The organism is Thioalkalivibrio sp. HK1 (assembly GCA_000583135.1).
In the GTDB taxonomy this organism is placed as follows: Bacteria; Pseudomonadota; Gammaproteobacteria; order HK1; family HK1; genus HK1.
The window spans coordinates 30,703-50,844 of the sequence record JFBG01000014.1 but is presented as its reverse complement, the minus strand read 5'-3'; the positions used below and the strand labels follow the sequence as shown (position 1 = coordinate 50,844).

18 protein-coding genes are annotated in these 20,142 nt (G+C 59.8%); 9 read left to right on the top strand and 9 right to left on the bottom strand.

The window, feature by feature from the left end:
* The first annotated feature begins 116 nt into the window (after positions 1-116).
* Positions 117-1,568, top strand: coding sequence for an amidase (locus tag BF99_RS0105300; protein WP_025770056.1), 1,452 nt, complete (start codon positions 117-119; stop codon positions 1,566-1,568).
* Positions 1,569-1,626: 58 nt separating this feature from the next.
* On the opposite strand, the gene BF99_RS0105295 is transcribed toward BF99_RS0105300, so the two are convergent.
* Positions 1,627-2,043 carry a DUF4411 family protein gene (locus tag BF99_RS0105295; RefSeq protein WP_025770055.1) on the bottom strand — a complete coding sequence of 139 codons (417 nt, stop codon included), beginning with the start codon at positions 2,041-2,043 and terminating at the stop codon, positions 1,627-1,629.
* A 333-nt stretch (positions 2,044-2,376) separates the two neighbouring features.
* Here BF99_RS0105295 and BF99_RS0105285 point away from each other — a divergent pair, with 333 nt between their 5' ends.
* Both BF99_RS0105285 and BF99_RS0105280 read left to right on the top strand, forming a co-directional pair.
* Positions 2,377-3,300 carry an HNH endonuclease gene (locus BF99_RS0105285; RefSeq protein ID WP_038097399.1) on the top strand — a complete coding sequence of 308 codons (924 nt, stop codon included), beginning with the start codon at positions 2,377-2,379 and terminating at the stop codon, positions 3,298-3,300.
* Between the two features lies 1 nt (position 3,301).
* A complete protein-coding gene (locus tag BF99_RS0105280) occupies positions 3,302-3,769 on the top strand; it encodes a hypothetical protein (protein WP_025770052.1) in 468 nt (155 codons plus the stop codon).
* A gap of 160 nt (positions 3,770-3,929) precedes the next feature.
* Here the strand turns inward: BF99_RS0105280 and BF99_RS20265 are convergent, their stop codons facing one another.
* The 7 genes from BF99_RS20265 to BF99_RS0105235 all read right to left on the bottom strand — a co-directional run bounded on the left by BF99_RS20265 (position 3,930) and on the right by BF99_RS0105235 (position 12,338).
* Entirely contained in the window at positions 3,930-4,802 is an 873-nt protein-coding gene (locus tag BF99_RS20265; RefSeq protein WP_025770051.1) for a DUF1223 domain-containing protein, read from the bottom strand.
* A gap of 22 nt (positions 4,803-4,824) precedes the next feature.
* Entirely contained in the window at positions 4,825-5,679 is an 855-nt protein-coding gene (locus BF99_RS0105265; RefSeq protein ID WP_025770050.1) for an FAD binding domain-containing protein, read from the bottom strand.
* A gap of 50 nt (positions 5,680-5,729) precedes the next feature.
* Entirely contained in the window at positions 5,730-6,221 is a 492-nt protein-coding gene (locus BF99_RS0105260) for a (2Fe-2S)-binding protein (RefSeq protein WP_306699571.1), read from the bottom strand.
* 20 nt (positions 6,222-6,241) lie between these two features.
* Positions 6,242-8,482 (bottom strand): dipeptide ABC transporter ATP-binding protein, encoded by a 2,241-nt coding sequence (locus BF99_RS0105255; RefSeq protein WP_025770048.1) that lies wholly within the window; start codon positions 8,480-8,482, stop codon positions 6,242-6,244.
* Positions 8,479-9,480: an ABC transporter permease gene (locus BF99_RS0105250; RefSeq protein ID WP_025770047.1), complete on the bottom strand. Its 1,002-nt coding sequence runs from the start codon at positions 9,478-9,480 to the stop codon at positions 8,479-8,481. The genes BF99_RS0105255 and BF99_RS0105250 overlap by 4 nt, the downstream gene beginning before the upstream one ends.
* Before the next feature lie 2 nt (positions 9,481-9,482).
* Positions 9,483-10,463, bottom strand: coding sequence for an ABC transporter permease (locus BF99_RS0105245; protein ID WP_025770046.1), 981 nt, complete (start codon positions 10,461-10,463; stop codon positions 9,483-9,485).
* A gap of 291 nt (positions 10,464-10,754) precedes the next feature.
* Positions 10,755-12,338 carry an ABC transporter substrate-binding protein gene (locus BF99_RS0105235; RefSeq protein ID WP_025770045.1) on the bottom strand — a complete coding sequence of 528 codons (1,584 nt, stop codon included), beginning with the start codon at positions 12,336-12,338 and terminating at the stop codon, positions 10,755-10,757.
* A 482-nt stretch (positions 12,339-12,820) separates the two neighbouring features.
* Between BF99_RS0105235 and tauA the strand changes: the two genes are divergently transcribed.
* From tauA to BF99_RS0105195, 4 genes are all read left to right on the top strand, one after another.
* Positions 12,821-13,822, top strand: a complete 1,002-nt coding sequence (gene tauA / locus BF99_RS0105225) for a taurine ABC transporter substrate-binding protein (RefSeq protein WP_025770043.1) — start codon at positions 12,821-12,823, stop codon at positions 13,820-13,822.
* Positions 13,823-14,156: 334 nt separating this feature from the next.
* Positions 14,157-14,981, top strand: a complete 825-nt coding sequence (locus BF99_RS0105210; protein ID WP_025770041.1) for a taurine ABC transporter ATP-binding protein — start codon at positions 14,157-14,159, stop codon at positions 14,979-14,981.
* Positions 14,978-15,874, top strand: coding sequence for an ABC transporter permease subunit (locus BF99_RS0105205; RefSeq protein ID WP_025770040.1), 897 nt, complete (start codon positions 14,978-14,980; stop codon positions 15,872-15,874). The genes BF99_RS0105210 and BF99_RS0105205 overlap by 4 nt, the downstream gene beginning before the upstream one ends.
* 101 nt (positions 15,875-15,975) lie before the next feature.
* Positions 15,976-17,034 (top strand): TRAP transporter substrate-binding protein, encoded by a 1,059-nt coding sequence (locus BF99_RS0105195; RefSeq protein ID WP_156013174.1) that lies wholly within the window; start codon positions 15,976-15,978, stop codon positions 17,032-17,034.
* Here BF99_RS0105195 and BF99_RS0105190 read toward each other — a convergent pair.
* Complete coding sequence (locus BF99_RS0105190; RefSeq protein WP_156013173.1) at positions 17,027-17,296, bottom strand: hypothetical protein; 270 nt, start codon at positions 17,294-17,296, stop codon at positions 17,027-17,029. The two genes, BF99_RS0105195 and BF99_RS0105190, sit on opposite strands and share 8 nt — an antisense overlap.
* A 29-nt stretch (positions 17,297-17,325) precedes the next feature.
* Here BF99_RS0105190 and BF99_RS0105185 point away from each other — a divergent pair, with 29 nt between their 5' ends.
* Together BF99_RS0105185 and BF99_RS22390 are read left to right on the top strand one after the other, a co-directional pair.
* Positions 17,326-17,826 carry a hypothetical protein gene (locus BF99_RS0105185; RefSeq protein ID WP_025770037.1) on the top strand — a complete coding sequence of 167 codons (501 nt, stop codon included), beginning with the start codon at positions 17,326-17,328 and terminating at the stop codon, positions 17,824-17,826.
* A gap of 113 nt (positions 17,827-17,939) precedes the next feature.
* A complete protein-coding gene (locus tag BF99_RS22390; RefSeq protein WP_081759114.1) occupies positions 17,940-20,018 on the top strand; it encodes a TRAP transporter large permease subunit in 2,079 nt (692 codons plus the stop codon).
* Positions 20,019-20,142 lie beyond the last annotated feature (124 nt).

The following is a 20,142-nucleotide window of genomic DNA, read 5'->3' as shown; positions in this document are numbered from 1 at the left end:
TAAGCGGGATCGCTCGTGGAGGTCGGATCCGCCTTCTTTCTCGGCTACCCCCTTTGCGCTCGAATCACGAAAAAAACGATTGATGATAAGGCCTATCGAAGATCGGGAGCGATGAAATGTCCAAAGAGAAAAACCGTCCCATCGAACAGGATATCCACGAAAAGACCTGCACTTCGCTGGCCGAGGATCTTCGTGCGGGGAATTTGACTTCGGTTGCGATCACCGAGCATTTTCTCGCCCGCATCCATGAACGAAATCCCCGCCTCAACGCCTTTAGGCTCGTATGCGAGAAGCGGGCGTTGGCGCAGGCCAAGGCCGCCGACGATCTCTTCGAAGCGGGTGTCGACTTGGGTCCCTTGCACGGCATTCCTTATGCGGCCAAGGATCTTTACGATGTGGCGGGGTTGCCCACCACCGCCGGCTCTCCATTGCTCGAAGACAATATCGCAAAGCGCGATTGCGCGGTCGTCGCCTCTTTGAATCGGGCGGGGATGGTGCTGCTCGGCAAGACCAATACCGTGCAGTTCGCCTACGGCGGGGTCGGCATCAATCACCATCACGGAACCCCGCACAATCCATGGCATGCGCTCCCTCATGTGCCGGGGGGGTCGAGTTCCGGCAGCGGGGTGGCGGTGGCGGCGGGGATGGCGCCGATGGCCTTGGGCAGCGATACCGGCGGATCGGTGCGCATCCCGGCGGCGGTGTGCGGGATCACCGGACTCAAGACCACTGTCGGCAGGGTCAGCCGAGCCGGGGTGCAGCCCTTGAGCCACAGCCTCGATACCGTCGGTCCCTTGGTGCGCCGAACGATGGATGCGGCCCTTGTGCTCGATGCGATTCAAGGCCCGGATGCCGACGATCCCACCACCTCGGGGCGCACCTTCGGCAGCGTTTCCAAGGAGATCGATCGCAAGGCGAAGGATCTCGTTCTCGGCGTGCCCCGTCGGGTCTTTTTCGATGATTGCGATTCGGAGGTCGAGCGCTGCGTGCGAGATGCCATTGCCACATTCGAATCATGCGGCGCTCGGGTGGTCGATATCGATTTCGACGAGGCCACCCAAGCCATGGAGCTCAATCCTCGAGGCCTGATCATCGCCGCCGAGGCCTATTCCGTCTACGCCGATCTGCTCGAATCCGAGGGGGCCAAGGTGGATCCCGTGGTGGCCGGTCGCATCGAAAGGGGGCGCGATATCCCGGCCCATGAATATATCAAGACGGTGCGCTCTTGGGAGGCATTGCGGCGGCGAGCGCTCGACAGGCTGGCCGATATCGACGCCCTGCTTTGCCCCACGGTGATGATCCCGCCGCCGTCGGTCGAGGAGGCGATGCGCAGCCTCGATGACTATACAAGGTTCAATTTGCAGATGCTCAGGAATACCACGATCGGCAATATCCTCGATCTTTGCGGGCTGAGCGTCCCTTGCGGATATACCGAGAAGGGATTCCCGGTGGGGTTGATGATCTACGGACGACCTTTCGACGAAGCCGGCATCTTGCGCATCGGCCGCACCTTCGAGCGCATGACGAGATGGCATGAGCGGCGCCCTGACCTGGCTTGGATCGGCTGATCGCTATCGCTATTCTTCCGATCACCGGAGATGGGCGATCTAAAAGCGCCAGTCCTCTCTAACGATCAAGTCCACGATCGGAAATCCAATCAAGACCCATATCAACGCATACATCGGGGATATTCGGCTTTTCGATAACGTTGGTCGGGCCTTGTAGGGTGATGACCACGAAAGGGGGTTCGCCAAGGCCGGCAACGGCGATCACGAAGGGATCGGCGGCCGAACGATTCTTGCGGGTATCGACAAGGCGAGGGTAGCGACGCAGGATATCCGCAACTTTGATCTGCAGATCGTCTCCTTCGATATCGACAAATATCGAAAGCCGCTCGTTGGCCCACCTCAACAGACCGTCATTGCGTTTTTTTATTTCGTTCAGGACCTCGATGGATGCGCATAGTCGATCCGCATCGATGAGGTCGTCGATGCGATTTAAAAAAGGACGGAAAATTCCGGATAGGATAGGAGCCCTAAGCATGAATCAATGCGCTGGTATCGATACAGAATCGATCTTCGATCATCGGGCGGCTTCCCCAAGGAGCATTCGTTCGACCTTGGGGATGTGATCGGTCTTCAAATTCAAATAATCCGATACATCCCGTAGCGTGATGCGATCGCCGGGAGATGGGGCTTGCATTTTATTTCTCTGCAAAGAAAATGGATTGCAACATATCATTACAATCGTTGCGGGGGAATTCATCGCCCTTTCATCGTGCATGCCTCGATGAAAAAGGGCATCCGATCACCGTGAACTTCGGGGTGTGAAACAAAGATTCGAGGCCGGAAAAAAGCGTCGATGGGGGGCTTTGAAATGATCGAAGACGATCCCGATGCCGTGATTCGAAGGGCGGCATTTCGTCATGTTCGCCACAATGTCGATCGAGACGGTTGTATCGAGGAAATCGAGCTGAGGAGGGGATTCGATTTCGGCGGGCAGCGGATGACCATCGTTCATCCGCAGATGGGGATCCACAAGCCGGCGAGGATGCGATTTTTGCTTTCGATCAAAACCGTCTTCCCCAGGCCCGGGGGACGCGTTTGGTATGACGATCAACAAGATATCCGAAAAAGGGTATTCGAAAGCGAAGAGAGTCTGGATTACGCCTTCATGAGCCGCGATCCGAAGCGGGCGCAAAATCGTCATCTTCGCGCGGCGATGGAAAATGAAATCCGGATCATCTACTTTTTAGGGGTCGCCCCCGGGCGTTATCAGGTGTTGATGCCGAGCTATATCACCGCTTGGGATGCCGATGGATTCAAAGCGGGCATCTCCTTCGGTCTTCCGGATCAAGAGATATTGCCCGCCCCTAACTTGAGTCAACGCCGCTACGCCCTGTCTTTATATAAACGGCGCCTGCACGATACATGGTTCAAGATGGCGGTCAGCCAAGCATACGACCATCGCTGTGCCATATCGCGCCTGCGAGATGCGAAGTTGGTGGAGGTGGCGCGTATCTTGCCGATCCGAACGGATCGCATCGCCCATTTCGAGGTGCGAGACGGATTGCTGCTTTCGAGGATGCATCATGCGGCGTTCGAGGAGGATTTGATCGGTATCGATGCCGATTATCGCTTGCATCTATCCGAGCGATTGAGCGGGTACGATCATGCTCCGATGCTGGATTCGTTGGTAGGATTGCAAGGTACGAAGATATCGCTTCCCGAGAGGATGCAAGATCGTCCGCATCGCGATCGCCTTGCGATGCGATTCGAACGTTTCAAAGAGCGAGGCTGAAATGAAACGATGGAAGGGACATGCGCTTTTTGCGCTCTTGGCGGTTTTGGCCCTCGCCCCCCGTTCGGGGCTGGCTTGCAGTTGCGTGGAGGCGACCCTCGATCAGCATGTCGATCGATCCGCTCGCATTTTCATCGGGCGCTTGATGGAGGCGAGGATCATCGAGCCGAAAGTTTCGCCAGGGGCATCCGCCGCCGACGGTGAAGCGTCAGGTCTCATGGACGAGTGGGAGCGGGTCGAGGCGATCTTCGAGCCCCGTTATCGGATAAAGGGCGAGATCGGGGATCGGGAAACGCTTCGCACCGGGATGGGCGGTGGCGATTGCGGGGTGAGGATGGAGGTGGGTTCGCTCTATATGATATTTCTCGACGAGGACGACCTGCGAATCGATATCTGCAGCGGCAGTCGGCAGATCGATCGCCTCGATCCGAGGGAGAAGGCCTTGGAACTGAAGTCGCTGATCGATTGACGAGAGGGCCCTTGACAACTGATCTAGCACCGCTTGCGCCGAGTATCACTCGAATCGCCTTCGAAGATGGGCCGGCGAAGATGATCCGCCCCTTTTCGAAGGCGCTTTTTTATGTCTTGCCGAAAGGCCTCTCGATATCCCCGACGATTCCGATCGATACTCAAAGTCCGGGGAAAGTACGAAGCCTTGGGGTGGGCGAATCGAGAGCATCGCCCCGATCGGCGATCTCCTTGTTCCCTTCGATGTCGAACAAGCCGCCGGCGGCTTGAATCGGAGGCAGTTCTCCCGCCGGACTCACCCAAGCCACGATCCCCTCTCGCTCGGCGGATACGATCGCTTCGGGCAGGGCTCCTCGGGCTCGCCAAAAGATATCGCCGGCGTCATCGGTGCGCACGAGTCGATGCACGCTTCGGCCAAGGGATACGAAGTCGTGGTGCAAGGTGCGGCCGCGGTTTTCTCCGGCGAGGATCGAAGTTTCGAGATCGAAGCCGATGCGGGCGATATGCAGATCCAGGGCCGGGGCTTGGATCACCGCCGGGGAAAGAGCCTCGAAACTCGCTTCGAAATGCCCGTCTCGGGCCTTGATTCGGATCGATCCGATCCGTTTTCCGGCCTCGGCGAGATCGAGTTCCCGGTTTCGAAACCAACCCCGCCATTCCCGTCCGCCGACGAAGAGTCCGGGGGTGTAGACCCCGCGAGAGAGCCCGTCCTTGCGGTATGTGCGCTGGCGGAGGCTGTTCTTCGAGGTGGCGAATCGATCCGGCCAGCCGATGTAATCCCAATAATCCACATGCAATGCGATCGGCACCACCCGTTGCCACAGATCGTCTCGATCCTTCAAGGCGTTGAGCCATTTCTCCGCCGGAGGACAGCTGCTGCAGCCCTCGGAGGTGAAGAGCTCGACCAAGAGGGCTCTCGTCGGCGGTCCTTGGATATCGACGGTTTGTGCGGACAAGGGGCGCATCGATAGCCAAGCGATCGCCAAGACGAGGGCGGCGACGAAGAAGCGGGGAGCGGGTCGGGATCGGGTCATGGTTTTTCTCGGGCGGGGATCGTTATCGAACCAAGGACGGGTTTGATCGGGCGGCGATGATATCGGCAACGGCCCGCATCGCCATGACGGTGATGAGATGAGCCCGATATTCGCCGCCGGCGTGAATATCGCTGTTGAGATCGTCGGCGGCGACCGATATCTCGGATATCGCCTCCGGGGTGAAGGATTCGCAAAGCGCTTTTTCCATCTCCCTCACCCGGAAAACGCTCGATCCGGCACCGGTGACCGCCACTCGCACCGCATCGCTCACCCGTTCATGGTCGCCCGCCTCGTTTAGCGCGCGGGCGATGAAGACGCCGACCAAGGGATAGCGCGAGGCGGGGTTGGGGAATTTTCGATAAGCGCACAAGGGGCGAAGGGGGAAGGAAATTCCGGTGATGATTTCTCGTTCGTCGAGGGCGGTTTCGAACATGCCGGTGAAGAAGGTATCGGCGGGCAGATCGCGGGCGTGGGTATGGACGATGGCATCGAGAGCGACCAGCGCCGCGGGATAGTCCGCCGCCGGATCCGCATTCGCCACCGAGCCGCCGATGGTGCCGAGATTCCTCACTTGGGGATCCCCGATATCCGCAGCGAGGGCCGCCAATCCCGGGAGGGATTGGCGGATATCGCTCGATTCGGCGATCTTCGAATGCCGGACCATGGCCCCGATCCTGATCCGATGGCCCTCGCGCCGGATCCCGCGCAGCGATTCGATGCCCGCAAGATCGATCAGATCCGAGGGGCGGGCGAGGCGCTGCTTCATGGTCGGCAAGAGGGTTTGCCCTCCGGCCAGCATCTTGGCTTCGGGGGCCTCGTTCAGTTTGGTCAGGGCCTCTTCGACGGAAGAGGGGCGGAAATAGCCGAAGGAATACATGGTTTTTTCTCTTGGACGGGATCGCCGTTCGAACAAGGCGAAAGATGCCGCTAATCGATCGCCGCCGTAGGATCGGGGCGATCGGCTTTTTGCATCTCTTTTTGCATCTCTTTGGCCCCGGCGATGATCGCCTTGACGATATTGTGATAGCCGGTGCAGCGGCATAGATTGCCCTCGAGCCAGCGACGAACGGTCGCCTCGTCCGGCTGCGGATGATGCCGCACGAGATCCAATGCGCTCATGATCATGCCCGGGGTGCAAAAGCCGCATTGCAGGCCGTGATGATCCTGAAAGGCCTGTTGCATCGGATGCAAGACGCCATCGCTCGCCAGCCCTTCGATGGTGCGCACCTCGCAGCCGTCGACCTGGACTGCGAGCATCGCGCAGCTCTTGACCGAGCGCCCGTCGACATGGACGACGCAGGCCCCGCACTGGCTGGTATCGCATCCGATATGGGTGCCGGTGAGGCGGAAACGATCGCGCAGCAGGCTTGCCAGCAGGGTTCGTTCCTCGACCGTCGCCGATACCGCGTCACCGTTCAAATCGAGGGATATATCGATGCTCATTCGGGATTCCTGATCGAGTCGTCGGGTATCGAGGATTTCGAGGGCGGGAGTCTTCCTTCCTCGAAGGCATGGCAAGCGACCAGCCGACCGTCTCTTCGGGTCGATTGCGGGATCTCCCTTCGGCAGCGCTCCTCGACATGCGGGCAGCGGGGATGGAAATGACATCCCGAGGGAGGGTTCAAGGGACTCGGGACCTCTCCCGCTACCGGGATGCGATCTTGCCCGGTCATCTTCAAATCGGGGATCGCATCTCGCAGCATGCGGGTATAGGGATGCATCGGGGCGTCGAAGATCGTGGCGGCATCGCTCCACTCGACCAGTCGCCCGAGATACATCACCCCGACTTCGTCGGAGATATGTCGCACCACCGCCAGATCGTGGCTGATGAACAGGCAGGTGAGTCCCAGTTCTTTTTGCAAGGATTTCATCAGGTTGAGGATCTGAGCCTGGACCGAGACATCCAAAGCCGAGGTCGGTTCGTCGCAGATCAGGAATTCCGGGCGACTGGCCAGCGCTCTGGCGATCGAGATCCGTTGGCGTTGTCCGCCGGAGAATTCGTGGGGGAATTTTCTGCCATCGAGGGGAGAAAGACCCACTTGCACCAAGAGTTCGGCGATGCGGGCATCGATCGCTTTTCGCCCTTGCAGCAGATTGCCCGCCCGAATCGGTTCGGCGATGATATCCTCGACCCGCCAGCGTGGATTCAGGCTGGCATAGGGATCTTGGAAGATCATCTGCATGCGCTTGCGGATGCCTTCGATCTCGCCTCGTCCGTCGATCCGAGCCAGATCCCGGCCCTCGAATTCGATGCGTCCCCCCGAAGGGGTATAAAGCCCCACGATGAGGCGAGCGACGGTGGATTTTCCGCAGCCGGACTCCCCGACCAAACTGAAGGTGCGCCCGCTTCGGATCGAAAAATCCACTCGATCCACCGCTTGGACCACGGATCGCTTGCCACCTTCGAAGATGCGATTGAGAAGGGGAGGCGAGATATCGAAATCCCGCGCCAGATCGCTGACCTGAACAAGGATATCGTCGGTGCCATCGGCCATGGTCGCCGTTCGTCCTTCGATCTCGTCGGTTTTTCGATCGATATCGCTTGCGCCCGCAGACGCTCGCTCTTTCGCTCGATCCGCGATATCGCTGTTCGCCTCGGCTTCGAGTCTCGCCGCATCCGGATCCGAGCCTTTGCCCGCCGCGTTGGCCTCCTCGCTCCTTCGCCCGGTCTTTTCGTCGCCTTCGAAGAGCCAACAGGCGACCTTGGCGTCGCCCACCCGGGCCAGATCCGGTCGCTCGGAGAAGCAGGTGGGCATCGCCTCTTTGCAGCGGGGGCTGAAGGCGCAGCCGGGAGGGATTTCCGTCAACCGCGGCATGGCGCCGTCGATCTGCACGAGATGATCCATATCGCGATCGATCATCGGGATCGAGCCCATCAGTCCGTGGGTATAGGGATGCATGGCACCCAAGATGACCTGTTGCACGGCCCCGATCTCGGCGATCCGGCCTGCGTACATCACCGCCACCCGATCCGCGGTCTCGGCGATGACGCCCATATCGTGGGTGATCAGCATGACCGAGGTCCCGTGCTCGACGCACAGGCGTTTGAGCAAGGTGATGATCTGGGCCTGAATCGAGACATCGAGGGCGGTGGTCGGTTCGTCGGCGATGATCAATCGGGGGTGGGCGGCCAAGGCGAGGGCGATCACCACCCGCTGCCGCATGCCCCCGGAAAATTGATGCGGATATTCATCGACCCGCTTCCCGGCATCGGGGATCCCCACTTCGAAGAGCAGTTCGATCGCATGTTTTCTGGCGGCCCTTTCGCTCATATCGAGATGGGTTCGGATGGTTTCGATCAGTTGGTGAGCGATGGTGTAGAGCGGATTCAAGGAGGTGAGCGGATCTTGGAAGATCATCGCGATATGGCGCCCGCGCAAACGGCGCATCTCTTGCCGACCCAAGGTGTCGATGCGCTCGCCCGCAAAAAGGATGCGTCCGCCCGCGATGCGTCCCGGGGGTTCGAGCAAACCGATGATCGCCGCCCCGGTCAGGGATTTTCCGGCTCCGGATTCCCCGACCACCCCCAAGACCTCGCCGGGATCGATCCGAAACGAGATATCGTCCACCGCCACCAGAGTGCCGCGCCGGGTCGGGAATTCCACCCGCAGGTTTTCCACTTGGAGGACCGGCGCTTTCGCGCTGCCGGCGGATTCGAGGACCGGGGCGCGGGTATTCATCGCAGTTTCGGATTGAGGGCGTCGCGCAGCCAGTCGCCGAGGAGATTCACCGCCAAGGCGAGGGCCACCAATGCCGTTCCCGGGAAGATGGTCATCCACCATTGACCGGAAAAGAGAAAGTTGTTTCCGAAGCGGATCAAGGTGCCCAAGGAGGGCTGGGTCGGCGGCACCCCGACCCCGAGAAAGGAAAGCGTGGCCTCGGTGATGATCGCCAACGCGAGATTGATGGTGGCGATGACCAATACCGGCCCCATCACGTTCGGAAGGATATGTTGCAGCATGATCGGCAGCGGACGCCGCCCGATGACCCTCGCCGCCTGAACGTATTCCTTGTTTTTCTCCACCATCGTCGAGCCCCGCACGGTGCGGGCGAATTGCACCCAACTGGAAAGGCCGATGGCGAAGATCAGCACCAATATCGCCACATCGTCCTGCATCCCTCGGGGCAGCACGGTCTTGGCGAAACCGAAGAGCAACAGGGCCACCAATACCGAGGGGAAACTGAGCTGCACATCCGCCACCCGCATGATGAAGTGATCGAGGCGACCGCCGACATAGCCCGATATCAAACCCAAGCCGACCCCCAACACCATGGCGAAAATGACGCTGGCAAAGCCGACGATCAGGGAGACCTGCATCCCGAACATGATCGCCGAGAGCACATCGCGTCCTTGATCGTCGGTCCCCAGGATATATCGCCAATCCCCTCCTTCGAGCCATACCGGGGGCAGCTCGGCGTTCATCAGATCCAAGGTGGCGACATCGTTGGTATCGTGCGGGGCGATCCACGGCGCCCCGAAAGCGCAGACGAAGCACAGCAAGGTCACCGCGAAGGCCGCCACGGTGATCGGTGATTTCCGAAAACTGTAGAAAACATCGCTGTCGACGAAGCGGTGCAAACGATCTCGCGCTCGGGCGAGGGTCCCGCCGCTTTCGGCCGCGGCAGCGAGATCCGTCGTCCCCGGTTGCCGCCGCTCGTGGTCGTCAGTGAATGGCATCGTTATTGACCGTGCACGCGCTTGTCGATGCGAAGACGGGGATCGATGGTGTAGTAAAGGAGATCGACCACCAGATTGATCAGCACGAAGATGAAGGCCACCAAGCATAGATAGGCGGCCATCACCGGAATGTCCACGAACTGAATCGCTTGCAGGAAGAGCAGGCCCATCCCCGGCCATTGGAAGACGGTCTCGGTGATGATGGCGAAGGCGATCAGATTGCCGATCTGCAAGCCGGTGATGGTGATCACCGGCACCAGCGTGTTTTTGAGGGCGTGGCCGAAATGGACGGCGCGGTTGGTCAGCCCCCGGGCGCGGGCGAATTTGATGTAGTCGGTGCGCAATACTTCGAGCATCTCGGCCCGCACCAAGCGCATTACCAAGGTCAGCTGGAAAAGACATAAGGTCAAGGCGGGCAAGATGATCGAGCGTAGACCGTCGAGCGAGACGAGATTGCTCTGCCAGCCGATATCCACGGTCTCTCCGCGGCCGAAGGAGGGCAGCCAATTCAGCCATACGGAGAAGACGAGGATCAGCAATATGCCGATCAGGAAGGTCGGCAGCGAGATGCCGATCAAGGAGACCGTCAGCAGGAGTCGCGACAGGGGGCTGTTGCGGTGCAATCCGGTATAGACCCCGAGCGGTACCCCGATGGCGAGGGAGAGCAAGGCGGCGACGAAGACGAGTTCCAAGGTCGCGGGCAAGCGCTCGGCGATGGCATCCTCCACCGGGACCGAAAGGCGAAAGGATTGGCCGAAATCCCCCCGAACGGCATTGGCGGCGAAGCGCGCGAACTGCACCGGGAAGGGATCGTTGAGCCCCAAGGATTCCGCCATCCGTTGGCGCTCTTCGATGGTGGCATCGATCCCGACCATGTTGTTGACCGGATCGCCGACGAAGTTGAACAAAGAGAATGCGATGAATCCCACCGCCACCATCACGAGCAGAGACTGGAAAAGACGCCGGATGATGAAAGCGAGCATCGAGTCGATCCCTTGTCGAAGGCTGCGGGTGGGCGAGGCTCTCGATCACTGAGGTCCGAGCCGATCGGGCTCGATCGCTCGAAACTCACCGATATCGGGCACTTGCGCCCGAAGGCGCTTTATTCCAGGAAAAAGAACGAGGGAGCGGGCCGACACTCGGTCGGCATCGCTCCTCGTCCGTGAAGCACCGTCTCGATCCTGCGCGATATTGCATGAAAGGGCTTGCGGTTTTCCGAGCCCCGAGACCCGACTACCCGATACCCCGGGGCCGACGGGATTCGATCCCCCTTGTCAGTTCATGATCACATAGCGCAGGTCGACATCGTTGAAGGGACGCTGCTTGACTTCCTTGACCCGCTTGCCGATCCCCCACGCCAAGGCTTGTTGATGCAGCGGGATATGTCCCACCTCGTCCTTGTGGATCTGGAAGGCTTCCCGGATCATTTCGTTGCGCTTGGCGGTATCGGTTTCCTTGGCGACGAGATCGGTCAGTTCCTCGACCCGGGGATTGGAATAGCGCCCGCTGTTCCAAGTGCCTTGGCCCTCGCCGTCGACGCTCATCAGCTGGTTGAGGGGATTGTGGGCATCGTAGCTGCCCGGAGTCCAGCCGAGCATGAAGAAGCTCGTATTCCAGTTCTCCGTCTGGCCGATCTTTTGGAAGTGCAACGATTTGGTCTGGGCGTTGAGCTTGACGTCGATTCCGACGCGTTTGAGCATCGGCACCACGGCGATGCAGATCGCCTCGTCGTTGACATAGCGATCGTTCGGGCAATCCAAGGTCACCTCGAAGCCATCGGGGTAGCCGGCCTCGGCCAGCAAGCGCTTGGATTCTTCCGGATCGTAGGCGAAGCGATCGTTCATATCCGCTTGATAGCCGTTGATTCCGGGGGCGATCATCAATCCTGCGGGAATCGAGGCATTGCGCATCACCGCTCGTTTGATGGCTTCGATATTGATCGCCTGGTAGAAGGCCTTGCGCACCCTGACATCCTTGAAGGGATTCTTGCCCGATCCCGGCATATCCAGCAGTTCGTCGCGATGTTGATCGAAGCCGAAGAAGATGGTGCGCAGCTCCGCCCCTTGCAAGGCGGTGATTCCCGGGGTGTTTTCCAATCGAGGAATATCCTGCAAGGGAACCGGATACATCAGATCGATTTCGCCGGAGAGCAAGGCGGCGACGCGGGTGGCGGCGTTGCCGATGGGGGTGAAGACCGCTTCGGTCAGGTTATGAGTCGGCGTGCCCCACCAATTCGGATTGGGCCGCAGCACGGTGCGGGTATCGGGTACCCACTCCGAAAGCATGAAGGGTCCGGTGCCGTTGACATTGAGGTTGGCGAAGGTCTTGACCGTCGCTCCGGTCTCGAGGGTGAAGGCGTCGTTTTCTTCCAGCCACTCTTTATCCATGATCCAAAAAAGAGGGAGGTTGAGCAGCAAGGTGGGATCCGGATTCTTGGTGATGATATCGATGGTGTGATCGTCGATCTTGTCGATCCGGTCGATGGAGGCGACCGCGAAGGTCATGTCGGAATCCGGCTGGCGTATGCGATCCAGCGATGCCAGCACATCGTCGGCGGTGAAGGGATTGCCGTTGTGGAATGTCACCCCTTTGCGCAGATTGAAGCGCCATTGCGTCGGCGTGTTTTGCTCCCAGTCCGTGGCCAGAGCGGGGTGTAGGGAGAGATCGTGAGAACGGTGCAGCAATCCCTCGTAGAGGTTGGATTTCATGGTATTGGTCGGCCCCTCGTTATTCGTATAGGGGTCGAGTCCCAAGATGTCGCCGGAAGTGGAGTAGCGGAAGGTCTCGGCGCCGACCGTCGTTCCGGCGACGGTGGTGAAGACGGCGACGATTGTGACGATCGTTTTCTTGATGTCCATCGAATCGGTTCTCCTGTCGGGGGTCGAATGGCTTCGCTCACCCATGATGATGCGTCGGATTTTCGTGCAGCCCGAGGCGCCGGGGCGGCGCTCGGGATTGATCGGCATCGCTTGCGAGCGATCGAGGTTCGGTCCGTCGATCGCTCGGCGAAGCCATTATGACCCGAAAGGCCATGTTTTTGGTTTTGAAAACGCATATCGCGCTCTTTTAGGTCCGGTACCCCTTTTTCTCGATCGAATCGATATCGGTGCGAAGGAATCCGCCTTTTTCGATGAGGCGATGGGGCGTAAGCCGGCGAAGAACGAGGGGTTAGAAGTCCGCGGCGACTTGATCGAACACGACGATGGGCGCTGCCCTTTTGCGTATACTCGGTTTCGTTTCATTCTCGATCGGTCGGATTCGACGCTTCGGATTCGAACCATCGAGTGCGCATTTCGGCAGCATCCACCTACAAAGATCATTTTTCGAGGAGGGTAAGGAGATGAACAAGCGGATAGGGATATCGCTGGGGGCGGCGCTGGCGTTCACGATGCTGGCGCCTTTGCAAGGGGCGCGCTCGGCCGATGTGACGGTGGGCTATCAGTTGGTCTACGGCCCGTGGAAGGCGAAGATGGACGAGTTGAAGGAAAAGGGCTTGGGAGGCAAGACCATCGAGTTCGTGAAGTTCACATCGGGAACCGAGGTGATCAACGCCATGGCATCGGGCTCGGTGGATATTTCCTTGAACGGTTCCTCGCCGACGGCGGCGGGATATAGCCGGGGGGTGGATCTGCAAGTGATCTACGTCTACGACAATATCAACGATGCCGAGGCCTTGGTGGTCGACGACACGATCGTGGCCCCGCAGGATTTGAAGGGCAAGAAGATCGGGGTGCCCTTCGGCTCGACGACGCACTTCCACATGATGTTCGCCTTGGAGCAGTTCGGCATGTCCCCGAGGGATTTGGATGTATTGGATATGTCGCCGCCGGATATGGTCGCCGCTTGGGAGCGAGGGGATATCAACGGCGGGTTCGTATGGGATCCGGCATTGGGGGCGATGAAGAAGAAGGGCCGGATACTGCTCACCTCGGGGGATTTGAGCAATTGGGGCAAAGCGACCTTCGATGCGATGGTGGCGCGCAAGGGGTTCACCTCGGAACACCCCGATTTCGCCTGCGAGTGGGTGAAGATGGTCTCGTCGGCGGATGCGGATTATCGTTCGAATCCCGATGACTACGGCCCGGGGACGATGAAGGCGATGGGGGTGGCCAAGGCGGTATCGGGGGACGAAAGCCAAGTGGGGATGGTGCTCTCGCTCTACGATTATCCGACCTTGGAAGAGCAGGTATCGCAGACTTGGTTGGGTGGCGGGGTGCAAAATGCGTTGATGGCGGCGTCGGAGTTTTTGGTATCGCAAGGCAAGCTGGATGGGGTATTGGATAGCTATGCGGATTCGGCGACCCCGAAATTCGCGCAAATGGTCTTGGACGGGGGGTGCTGATCCGGCGCTCGATCGACCGAGGTCCATCGTTTTTCCATTCGATTTCGCTCGAAAAGGCTCCGAAGCGATCCGCCCTTCGCGGACCCCTCCCTCGGATCTCGATCCCGAAAAGGCAAGGTGGTCAAAGGCAAGGGGGTCGATTTTTTCGACCCCCTTGTCGAAGGCTGCGAGATCCTCGATCCGATCCTAAAAAGGGGGGATCGTCTCCTTCCTTGCATGCTCCAAGAGCATCGGCGAGGGAATCGGGGAGCGAAAAGCGGATTCGGATGTTGCCGAAGATCGAGGGCTTCGGCGATGGGCGGCCATCGAATCCGATGCCAAGGGGAGGGCGCGCATGGCGACGGTGATCAGCCTGTCTCGGGTCTCGATGGAATTCCCGGCACTCGAGGGCGCAGGTACGGTCAAGGCTCTGGACAATATCGACTTCGATTTTCGAAGCGGTGAATTCGTGGTTGCCTTGGGGGCCTCGGGTTGCGGCAAGACCACCTTGCTCAATGTCATCGCCGGTTTTCTCACCCCCACCTCGGGGGAGATCCTCAATCACGGTCATCCGATCACCGGGCCGGGTCGCGATCGGGGGGTCGTCTTTCAAAAGCATGCCTTGCTGCCGTGGCTGAATGTGGTCGAGAACACCGAGTTCGGCCTGATGCTGCAAGGGATCCCGGCATCCGAACGCCGCCGGCGGGCGCAAGAGAACCTCTCGCTGGTGGGGCTATCCGATTTCCAACGCTATCCGATCTACCAGCTCTCCGGAGGCATGCAGCAACGGGTGGGGTTGGCGCGGGCCCTTACTTGCGATCCGGATATGTTGTTGATGGACGAGCCCTTGGGGGCGTTGGATGCCTTCACGCGGGAGAATATGCAAGAACTGATATTGAGAGTGTGGAAAGCCACCGACAAGGTGGTTTTTTTCATCACCCATAGCGTCGAGGAGGCGCTTTTCATGGCCACTCGCTTGGTGGTGATGTCTCCTCGACCGGGAAGGATCACCCACGAATATTCCTTGGATTTCTGCCATCGCTTCCTCGAAATCGGCGATGCCCGCAAGATCAAATCATCCACTGAATTCATTCGCATGCGAGAGGAGATCCTCTCGATCATCCATGGCGAGGAAGTCGACGAGATCGCCGATACCACCGCCGCCGGAGGTGCGCCGTGAGCCTCAATCCCTTCGCTCGCAAGGCCTCCCTTCCCATCGTCGATCAATACGGGGCTCCCGGGCGAGGCAACAGCACCTTCATCAGTTTGGTCACCATCGTGGTGATCCTCGGGGGCTGGTGGCTCATCACCCATCTCGAACTGATCCGTCCGCTTTTCCTGCCATCGCCGGAGATGGTGATCTCGAAATTCAACAAGATCGCCTGCACGAGCCACTATACGGAGGTGTTTTTGGTCTTCATCGGGGCCTTGGACGAGGTGAGCGCTCCCTGCCACGGATTCAGCGAGCACGCCCTGCACGAGCATATTCTGTGGAGTCTTTATCGGGTATTCACCTCGTTTTTCCTTGCGGCGATCACCGCCATACCCATCGGGGTGGCGATGGGCATGAGCCGCTTCACCCGCGGGGTCTTCGACCCCCCGATCGAGTTCTACCGCCCGATTCCTCCTTTGGCCTACCTGCCGCTGACCATCATCTGGTTCGGTATCGGTGAATCCGGCAAGATCTTCTTGATTTATCTGGCCTGTTTCGCGCCGATCGCCATCAACGCCCGCGCCGGGGTGCGATCGGTTTCGATCGAGCAGATCCACGCCGCCTATTCGATGGGGGCGAGCCGGGGGCAGGTGATCCGGCAAGTGGTGATCAAGGCCGCACTGCCCGAGATCCTCACCGGGATGCGGGTCGCCATCGCCTTCGGCTGGACCACCTTGGTGGCGGCGGAGATGGTGGCGGCGAAGGCGGGGATCGGGGTGATGGTGCTCAATGCCGCTCGCTTCCTTGCCACCGATATCGTCTTTCTCGGTATCGTGGTCATCGGGGCGGTGGCTTTCGTTTTCGACTTGGCCATGCGCCGGCTCGAAAAATCACTCGTTCCTTGGAAGGGCAAGGTCTGATGGGCGCTTTTTCGGGGAATAACGGCCGCCGATCGAAAAAACGCTTGCGCAAAGACGAGCCGTCGATCGGGGGCGAAGATCGATAAAGAGGAGATAAGACGATGACGAAGGATCGTTCGATATCCGCTCGAGGCATCGTGATGGCGGCGCTCGGCGCGCTCGCCCTTTGCGCCCTTTCGGCCTCGGCCGAGGCGGCCAAGGTGCTCAAACTTCAAGCCAGCCAGAATGCCGGCGATTTCACCTATCGGCAGCTGACCGAGGTTTGGGCGCCCAAGGTCAAGGAGATGTCCGGGGGCTCGTTGGAACTTCAAATCCTCCCCACCCGTTCGGTGGTTCCGCATCGAGAGACCATCGATGCCGTGGCCGTGGGTATCTTGGACGGCGACCTCAATGCCGTTTCCTATTTCTCGGGACGCGATCCCGTTTTCGCGATGCTCGGCGACCTCATCGCCGGCTACGACAATCCGGATCAGGTGCAGATCTTCTGCATGAACGGCGGCGGCAAGGAGATCTTGCAAAAGGCCTATGATCGATACGGCAAGGGCAAGATTCACGTCATCGGCTGCGGCCCTTACGCCCGGGAGGCATTGGTATCGACGAAGCCCATTCGCGGGGTCGACGATCTCGAAGGGATCAAAATCCGCTCTCCCGAGGGTCTGGCGTCCGAGGTCTTCAAGCGGGCGGGGGCGAGCCCGGTGGCGATTCCCTTCTCCGAGGTCTATACCTCGCTCGAAAAGGGCATCGTCGACGCCGCCGATGCCAGCGCCTATGTCAATAACAACGCCTCGGGGATGCACAAGATCGCTCGTTATCCGATCTATCCCGGCATCCACAGTCAGGCGGTATTGCAGTTCATCGTCAACAAGGATGTTTGGAACGATTTGAGCGAAGCCGAGCGTTCGATCCTGGAAGTATGGTATCTGGCGGCCTATACCGACCTTCGACGCACCGCCGATATCGAGGATCGCAACTTGGTGGCGAAGGATCGGGCCGGGCAGGGGACGGTCGAGGAGATCGTCGATTGGCCGCAAGCCGAGCGCGATCGATTTCGCCAAATCGCGATGTCCGCATGGGCCGATTTCGCCGAGCAGTCCGATCTGGCCAAGGAGGCCTACGAGGCTCATATCGACTTCATGAAGCGTTACGGCCTGCTCAAATAGTCGGATGCTCGAATGCCCAATCGCGAGAAATCCTCTCGCTTGGCCGGATCGGACAAGCCTTGATCGTTCGAACGCGCGAAAAGGCGAAGGCGAGGGGGTCGATGCTTTGATTGAAAAAGAGCGTCGTCTTCGGATGCTGCCTTGCCAAGGAATCCTCCCTGGCAAGGCAGCGAGCGTAAGCCGGTTGCAGGATCGACTCGTCGCCGGGCGGCGAAGACGGCTGCCCGGGGCGGGCGATCATCGGTCGCCGAGGGGCTTGCACCTCTTGGCTCCCTTTCCAAGGAGCGGGGAATGAAAGCCTTGAGGGCCTTGTCGATATCGGCGCTCATCGCCCTTTGGTTGACGGCCTGCACCTCGGCCGAGGATATCGTCTCCTCGGCCACGGGAGAGAGGATCGTGAATATGAAAGCGCATGGCCCCGGTGCTCGCTCCGGTTTCGACGGGACCGTCGACAGCAAGGCCGACCTCGAGCGATTGGTCGTTGCCGCATGGGGGGACGGCAGGCTGGGGCTCCATCGGGGACACGCCGACATTCAAAATGTGCTGGAGGCCTATCTCGGCATCACTCATCGGGAAATGCATGTATTGATGGAAGACGAGGGGATGAATTTGGCGGCGATTTGCGAAAAATTCGGATTCGATCCGGTCGATCTGATCGATACCCTGACGGCGAGCTTCGCCCCCTTCGTCGAGGAGGGGGTCGACAACGGCGTGATTTCTGCCAAGGAAGCCGATATCTGGATCGAGCGAATCGGAGCCGAATTTCGCAATCGGGTGCACTGGGAAGGGTGATCGGATGACTTTGCATCGGGCTCCGGCGCAAAGAGGCATCGCAATGAGCCTTGGCATGAGACTTGGGATCGAGCGCCCGCTCTTTTCTCGGACGGCCTTGGGGTAAGCCTTCGATGTCCACTTCATCCACGGGCTTGTCCGGCTTGCTCGGCTCGGCGTCGCCGACGCCGGAAGAGCCCGGGCACATCCCCCCGACGAAGGATCGATATACGGCGATCGACCATCTGAGCCATTTCAGCGGTCTCGCCGTGGCTCAGTTTTACATCCTGTGCGCGGCGATCACCTTGTACGAGGTGGTCATGCGCTACGTCTTCTCCGCTCCCACCCAATGGGCTTTCGAAGTGGTGATGGTGCTGTGCGCCTTCGCGTGGATGATCTCCGCAGGCTACGTCACCTTGAAGCGGCGCCATATCGGCATCACCGTGATCTACATCCTGATCGGTCAGCGGGCCAGGTGGCGCTTGGATCTCTTTGCGATGACGGTCGGGGTGGCGGCGCTTTTCCTGCTGCTTTGCGATGCCCTGACCCATGCCTTGGATTCGATCGATCTGATCGAGCGGGCGGGCAGCGCTTTCAATTCCCCGCAGCCGATGTTGCTCAAAAGCGTATTGGCCATCGGCGCCCTTCTTTATCTCTCGCAGCTCTCGGTCAATCTCTATCGTCATTTCGAAACGCCGCTGGCCAAGGGGATCGTGCTCATCGTTCTGGCCCTGATCGCGCTGCGCCTGTTGGCCATCGTGGTCGCCCATTACAGCGATGATGCGAGCGCGCTGGCCGCCCCGGATCGCTTTTTCTCGGGACTGGGGCAAGCCCTCGATCCCTCGCAAATGGTCGATATCCGGGGGCTGGGGATCGGTTGGCTCAGCCTGATCATCGTCGCCGCTTTGGTGCTGCTGATGATCACCGGGATGCCGCTGGGCATCGTCACCTTGATCGTCTCCGTGATCTGCGCGCTCTTCTTTTTCGGCCCCAAGGGCCTGTATCTGGTATCGACCAACGCCTTCGGCTTGTTGGAAAAATATCCGCTGGTGGCGGTGCCGCTTTTCGTGCTGATGGCTTCCATCTTGGAGCGCGCCGGGGTCGCCGAGGATCTTTTCGATGCCATGTCGATCTTCGCCGGCAATCTACGCGGCGGGGTCGCGGTGCAAACCGTGGTGGTGGCGGTGATCTTGGCGGCGATGTCGGGGGTGATGGGGGGCGAGATCGTGATGCTCGGGCTCGTCGCCTTGCCGCAGATGCTGCGCTTGGGCTACGACCGCAAACTGACGGTGGGGGTGATCTGCGCCTCCGGGGCGCTGGCGACCTTGATCCCGCCGAGCATCATCATGATCGTCTACGGGTTGACGGCGGAGGTCGCCATCGGCGATCTCTTCATGGCCGGGGCCGTACCGGGTTTGATGTTGGCTTTTTTCTACGCCTCCTTCGTGCTCCTTCGCTGCCATCTCAATCCCGCCTTGGCCCCCACGGCGGCGGAGGTCGCGAAGTTGACCGGTTCGAAATCCGGCCTTTCCCGCTCCCGCATGACCGCGGTGATCCTGTGCATTTTCCTGATCGCCTGCGTGATGGGATCGATTTATGCCGGGATCGCCTCGGTGACCGAGGCCGCGGCGGTCGGGGTCTTCGGGGCCATCGTGGTGGCGGCGGTGCGCAATCGCTTCGATTGGGATCTGTTGCAGGCCGCCCTTTCGGGCACCATGAGCACGGTCGGCACGATTATCTGGTTGATCTTGGGGGCGGTCAGTTTCGTCGGCATCTACAACCTGATCGGCGGCGGCGATTTCATGCGCAGCCTCCTGCTCGATCTCGGCTTGCCCGCCATCGGGGTGATCTTCGTGATGATGGGTATCCTCGTGATCCTGGGCACGTTCATGGAGTGGATCGCCATCGTTTTCATCACCGTGCCGGTTTTCGCCCCGGTGGTGACGGCGATGGCCCCGGAACTGGGTCTGGATTCCGATTGGGCGGCGGTCTGGTTCGGCATCCTCTTCGTGATGAGCATCCAGATCTATTTTCTCTCTCCGCCCTTCGGTCCGGCATGTTTTTGGTTGAAATCGGTGGCCCCGCCGCAAATCAGCCTGCAGGAAATTTTCGTTGCCGTGCTCCCCTTTATCGCCCTGCAAATCATCGGATTGATGCTGGTGATGTTTTTTCCGCCGATCGCCTTGTTCTTGCCCCAGTGGCTCGGTAGTTGACGCCTTCGGCTTCGAGCGATCCGCACCGCATTGCTTGCGCAATTGTGCGCTTTCGGGCGAGGCTTTCGATGGTGGGTATACTCGCCGATGGTCGACATCGCCGCTTCAATCCTTGCCTGCGAGG

Excerpts from the sequence above, each read along its gene's own strand:
- BF99_RS0105300 (WP_025770056.1), top strand. The coding sequence starts at position 117 with ATGTCCAAAGAGAAAAACCGTCCCATCGAACAGGATATCCACGAAAAG.
- BF99_RS0105295 (WP_025770055.1), bottom strand. The coding sequence starts at position 2,043 with ATGCTTAGGGCTCCTATCCTATCCGGAATTTTCCGTCCTTTTTTAAAT.
- BF99_RS0105285 (WP_038097399.1), top strand. The coding sequence starts at position 2,377 with ATGATCGAAGACGATCCCGATGCCGTGATTCGAAGGGCGGCATTTCGT.
- BF99_RS0105280 (WP_025770052.1), top strand. The coding sequence starts at position 3,302 with ATGAAACGATGGAAGGGACATGCGCTTTTTGCGCTCTTGGCGGTTTTG.
- BF99_RS20265 (WP_025770051.1), bottom strand. The coding sequence starts at position 4,802 with ATGACCCGATCCCGACCCGCTCCCCGCTTCTTCGTCGCCGCCCTCGTC.
- BF99_RS0105265 (WP_025770050.1), bottom strand. The coding sequence starts at position 5,679 with ATGTATTCCTTCGGCTATTTCCGCCCCTCTTCCGTCGAAGAGGCCCTG.
- BF99_RS0105255 (WP_025770048.1), bottom strand. The coding sequence starts at position 8,482 with ATGAATACCCGCGCCCCGGTCCTCGAATCCGCCGGCAGCGCGAAAGCG.
- BF99_RS0105250 (WP_025770047.1), bottom strand. The coding sequence starts at position 9,480 with ATGCCATTCACTGACGACCACGAGCGGCGGCAACCGGGGACGACGGAT.
- BF99_RS0105245 (WP_025770046.1), bottom strand. The coding sequence starts at position 10,463 with ATGCTCGCTTTCATCATCCGGCGTCTTTTCCAGTCTCTGCTCGTGATG.
- BF99_RS0105235 (WP_025770045.1), bottom strand. The coding sequence starts at position 12,338 with ATGGACATCAAGAAAACGATCGTCACAATCGTCGCCGTCTTCACCACC.
- tauA (WP_025770043.1), top strand. The coding sequence starts at position 12,821 with ATGAACAAGCGGATAGGGATATCGCTGGGGGCGGCGCTGGCGTTCACG.
- BF99_RS0105210 (WP_025770041.1), top strand. The coding sequence starts at position 14,157 with ATGGCGACGGTGATCAGCCTGTCTCGGGTCTCGATGGAATTCCCGGCA.
- BF99_RS0105195 (WP_156013174.1), top strand. The coding sequence starts at position 15,976 with ATGACGAAGGATCGTTCGATATCCGCTCGAGGCATCGTGATGGCGGCG.
- BF99_RS0105185 (WP_025770037.1), top strand. The coding sequence starts at position 17,326 with ATGAAAGCCTTGAGGGCCTTGTCGATATCGGCGCTCATCGCCCTTTGG.
- BF99_RS22390 (WP_081759114.1), top strand. The coding sequence starts at position 17,940 with ATGTCCACTTCATCCACGGGCTTGTCCGGCTTGCTCGGCTCGGCGTCG.